5 protein-coding genes are annotated in these 3985 nt (G+C 74.3%); 1 reads left to right on the forward strand and 4 read right to left on the reverse strand.

Going from position 1 to position 3985, the window contains the following annotated elements; all coding sequences use genetic code 11:
* On the forward strand, window positions 1–927 hold a 927-nt coding region (locus ACFV0G_RS36540), incomplete at its 5' end, for a DUF2332 domain-containing protein (RefSeq protein ID WP_380557223.1).
* Window positions 928–952: 25 nt separating this feature from the next.
* On the opposite strand, the gene ACFV0G_RS36545 is transcribed toward ACFV0G_RS36540, so the two are convergent.
* The 4 genes from ACFV0G_RS36545 to mycP all read right to left on the reverse strand — a co-directional run bounded on the left by ACFV0G_RS36545 (window position 953) and on the right by mycP (window position 3854).
* The gene (locus ACFV0G_RS36545) at window positions 953–1483 is read right to left on the reverse strand and encodes a DinB family protein (protein ID WP_380557225.1); all 531 of its coding nucleotides are present in this window, start codon (window positions 1481–1483) and stop codon (window positions 953–955) included.
* A gap of 126 nt (window positions 1484–1609) precedes the next feature.
* Complete coding sequence (locus ACFV0G_RS36550; protein ID WP_380557227.1) at window positions 1610–2062, reverse strand: HIT family protein; 453 nt, start codon at window positions 2060–2062, stop codon at window positions 1610–1612.
* 27 nt (window positions 2063–2089) lie between these two features.
* Window positions 2090–2296: a hypothetical protein gene (locus ACFV0G_RS36555; protein ID WP_380557229.1), complete on the reverse strand. Its 207-nt coding sequence runs from the start codon at window positions 2294–2296 to the stop codon at window positions 2090–2092.
* A 115-nt stretch (window positions 2297–2411) separates the two neighbouring features.
* Window positions 2412–3854, reverse strand: coding sequence for a type VII secretion-associated serine protease mycosin (gene mycP / locus ACFV0G_RS36560; protein ID WP_380557231.1), 1443 nt, complete (start codon window positions 3852–3854; stop codon window positions 2412–2414).
* Window positions 3855–3985 lie beyond the last annotated feature (131 nt).

A 3985-nucleotide genomic window follows, 5' to 3' on the forward strand; every position in this document is an offset into this window, starting at 1 on the left:
GCCCTGCGGCGGCTCGGGGGCGTGCACGCCCTCGTCCTCACCGGCCGGGCGCCCGGCCTCGCCGCCCACTACCCCAGCGCCGGCGGCACGGTCGACCCGGCCGAGCCGGACGCCGCGTGGCCGGAGTTCCGCGCCGCGGTGGCCGACCACCTGCCGTGGGTCCGGGAGTGGCTGACCCGCCCGCCGCAGACCAACGAGGTCGGCCGGGCCAACCTGCTGATCGCCGGACTGCTGCACACGCTCGGCGAACGGCGGCTCCCCGTACGGCTCTTCGAGCTCGGGTCGAGCGCCGGGCTGAACCTGCTCGCCGACCGGTTCCACTGCAGCTCGCCCGGCTACGCCTACGGGCCGGCCGACTCCCCCGTGCAGCTCGCGGACGCCTGGCGCGGCACTCCGCCGGCGTGGCTGCCCGCCTCGGCGGCCCCGCTGGAGTTCACCGGGCGCCGCGGCTGCGACCCCACCCCGATCGACCCGCGCTCGGCCGACGGCGCCCTCTCCCTGCGCGCCTACGTCTGGCCGGACCAGCCCGCCCGCACCGCCCGGCTGGACGGCGCCCTGCGGCTGGCCGCCGAACTGCCGACGCAGGTCGAGGCGCTCGGCGCGGCCGCGTTCCTGCGGTCCGTGGAGACCGCCCCGGGCAGCCTCACGGTGGTCTGGCACTCGGTGATGCGGCAGTACGTGCCGGCCGACGAGTGGCAGCGGGTCGAGACCGAACTGGCGCGCCTCGCGGACGGGGCGACGCCCGATGCGCCCTTCCTCCACCTCGCGTTCGAGCCGCGCCGGATCGGCGACGGGCACCGCTTTGTCCTCACCGCCCGGGACGGCACCGGCCCCGTCCGGCTGCTCGCCGAGGCGGTGCCGCACGGACTGCCCGCATGGCCCGTCGACCCGGCCTGGTCCCCCGCTGCCGCCCATCCGAACGGGTAGCCGGGGCGGAGGCCGGGCGCCGCCGTCAGATCCGGACGCCGGTCACGTCGTACAGGTGGTGGACCGGGTCGTGGATCAGGTACCGCGAGAACGACTCCACCGTGAACCGGGCACCGTCGCTGCGGTTTCCCGTGCGCTGCCAGGCGTCGCCCTCGACCTGCTCGAACGCGGACGCCAGCTGCTCCGCCGCCGCGGCGAGCTCGACCGCGACCACGGCCGGGGCCTGCTCGCCGTAGCGCTCGGCCTCCGCCGTCTCGTCCTGGTTCCAGTTGGCGAAGTCCGGGCCGTCCTCGGTCAGCATCAGGTTCAGCCGGCGGTCGAAGAGCCGGAAGACGTCGCGGACGTGGCAGGCGTACTCCAGTGCCGACCACACCTCCGGCTGCGGCCGCGCGGCCAGCCCGGCGGGGTCGCCCGCCAGCAGCTCCACCCAGGCTGCGGAGTTGGCGCGCACCATGCCCGCGACGTCCTCGCGGACCACCGCCGGCGTGTCCAGCCCGCAGTCGGCGCAGGAGCGTTCGAGGACCCAGGTCCAGTCCTTGGTGTCAGGAGTGATCATGCGTCCAGGATGCCCGCGGCCGCCCGGCGCCCACCAGTGGCGGAAACGCCAGCGGTCGCCAAGATGCTGCCACTCCCCGGCCCCGGTCCCCGACTCCCCGGCTCCGGCCCCGGGGCGGGTCCGGGGTCAGCGCCGCAGTGCGGTCCGCAGCCGCAGCGCCAGCGCGTCCATCTCGGCGGCGCCCACCGCCCGCTCGCCCTCGGCGCCGAGCAGCCCGAACACCCGCGGCCCGCGCAGCTCCTCCGCCAGCTCCGGGCCGCGCGGCACGATGTGGAAGTGCACGCGCGCGAAGCCCTCCTTCTCGGCGAACTGCGCCACATACGTCTTCGCGCAGCCCGTCACCTCGGCGAGCGCTCGGGACAGCCGCACCTGCCAGCTGCCGAGCCCGGCGGCCTCGTCCCCGGTCAGCTCCGAGACCGCCGTGACGTGCCGCCTCGGCAGCAGGACGAGCCATCCCGCCAGCGCGGAGCCGAAGGCGTGCGCGACCCGCCAGTGCTCGTCCTCGGCGATCAGCTCACGGGGCGGCAGGTTCGCCGCCCCGGCGGCCGTCTGCCGGCAGGTGTAGCAGTCGTCATCCATACGGCCGAGCCTACGGCCGACGCCGGGTCAGCCGCGGCTGTCGTCGTCCTGCACCGCACAGATCGCGTCGATCGAGGCCTGCGTCAGGCCCACGGGCATCACCATGGCCAGCATCTGCGCGCAGACCGCGGCCTCCTGCGGCGTCTTCGGGCCGTCGGCGAAGGCCGGGGCCGGAAGCGAGAGGGCGCTCGCGGCTGCGGCGAGCAGGACGACGGAAGCGATCTTCTTCAGCATGACAAAGGCCCTTCGGGTCGGGGACGAACGAGCCATCCCTACCCGAAGGGCCCTGCCGGACCTCACATACTGCGCCGTCCGTGAGCGTGTCCGCCCCGCGCCGGCGCCGCGGCCGTCAGCGGTACGGGTTGCCCCCGCCGGTCCCGGCCGGCGGCTGCGGGTACCCCTGCGGGGCGCCGTACACCGAACCCTGCGGCTGCGGCACCTGCCCGGCGTACGGCGGCTGCTGCTGCGGCGGGAACTGCTGCGCCCCGGGCCCGTACGGCGGCGGCCCCGGCGGCACGAACCCGCCGCCACCGCCTCCACCGCCGTTGCCGCCCGGCCCGCCGCTGCCGTTCCCGCGCGAGCGCCGCACCAGGACGATCACACCGACGATCACGACGAGCGCGACCACGCCCACGAGCACGAACACGTAGACGGGGGTCCCGTCGTCGCTCTTGCCCGTGTCCGCCAGGCCGCCGCCGTTCGCGGCATCCCCGCTGCCCGGCTGCGAGGCGGCCGGCGAGGCCGACGTGCCGCCGCCGTCGCCGTGCGACTCGGCACGGGCCAGCAGCGGGTTCTCCTTCGGCCCGTTGTCCACCGCCGGGTTCGGCTTGAGCGCCTCCCGCGGCGAGGCGATCCCGTAGCCGTACGAGTCGTTCGGCAGCGGCTTCGACTTGTCGGGCGGCGCGACGGCGGACTTGATCATCCGGTTGATGACCTGCCCGGCCGAGAGGTTCGGGTACTTGGAGCGGACGAGCGCCGCAATCGCCGAGACGTAGGCGGTGGCGTCGGAGGTGCCGTTCGTGGTGTGGTACGCGGACGCGGATCCGATCTTGATGGTGGCGATGTCCACGCCCGGAGCGGCCAAGGTGACCTCAGGGCCTCGGTCGGAGTCCTCCCAGAGCATTCCCTGCTTGTCGACAGCAGCCACCGCGACCACACCGGGGAATGCTGCGGGGTACTGCACCGGGGTGCCGTGGCTCCCGTCGTTGCCGGTACCGCCGACCAGAACAACGTCCTTGCTGAGGGCGTAGTTGACGGCCTCCCGCTCACCCGCCTGCTCGGCACCGGCGACGGACAGGTTGATGACCTTGGCTCCGTGGTCCACCGCGTAGCGAATCGCCTTGTTGATCTCCCCCTCCGAGCCCTTGGAGGAGATGTCCGTGCCATGCGTGAGATCGACACGGAGCGGAAGGATCTTCGCCTTCGGCGCCAGACCGCTGACACCGTCCTTGCCCCCGGATCCATGGCCGTGACCAGCGATGAGGGCTGCCATGGAGGTGCCGTGGCCATCCACGTCCTTGTGCCCGTCGCCGCCGTCGGCGGTGAAGTCCGCACCAGGCAGGACAGCGCCGGCAAGGTCGGGATGATCGGCGGTGACACCGCTGTCGATCACTGCGACGATGACGTTCTCGCCTTGGCTGATCGGCCAGACATCCGCCATGGCGGCGTACTTCTGAAGCGGCCACTGGCTGTCGCGGATCGAGTCGGCAGAGGCCGGCCCCGCGCTCAGACCCCAGAGCAGAGCTCCGGTGGCCAGCACGGCCATGCCGCGCATCGGTCGGCTGGTCGTCAAGCCTTCGTCACCCCACTCGTCGGCGGGGGGGGGGGGCGCGCCCCCCCCGCCCGCGGGGCGCGGGGCCCCGCGGCCGCCCCCCCGACCGCGGAGAGCCACCACCACACAGTCGACTCGATCCAACACACCCA

The organism is Kitasatospora sp. NPDC059571 (genome assembly GCF_042735675.1).
Taxonomy (GTDB): Bacteria; Actinomycetota; Actinomycetes; order Streptomycetales; family Streptomycetaceae; genus Kitasatospora.

What these genes read in the sequence shown, in the direction of transcription:
- ACFV0G_RS36550 (WP_380557227.1), bottom strand. Translation starts at nt 2,062, where the DNA reads ATGGATGACGACTGCTACACCTGCCGGCAGACGGCCGCCGGGGCGGCG.
- ACFV0G_RS36555 (WP_380557229.1), bottom strand. Translation starts at nt 2,296, where the DNA reads ATGCTGAAGAAGATCGCTTCCGTCGTCCTGCTCGCCGCAGCCGCGAGC.
- ACFV0G_RS36545 (WP_380557225.1), bottom strand. Translation starts at nt 1,483, where the DNA reads ATGATCACTCCTGACACCAAGGACTGGACCTGGGTCCTCGAACGCTCC.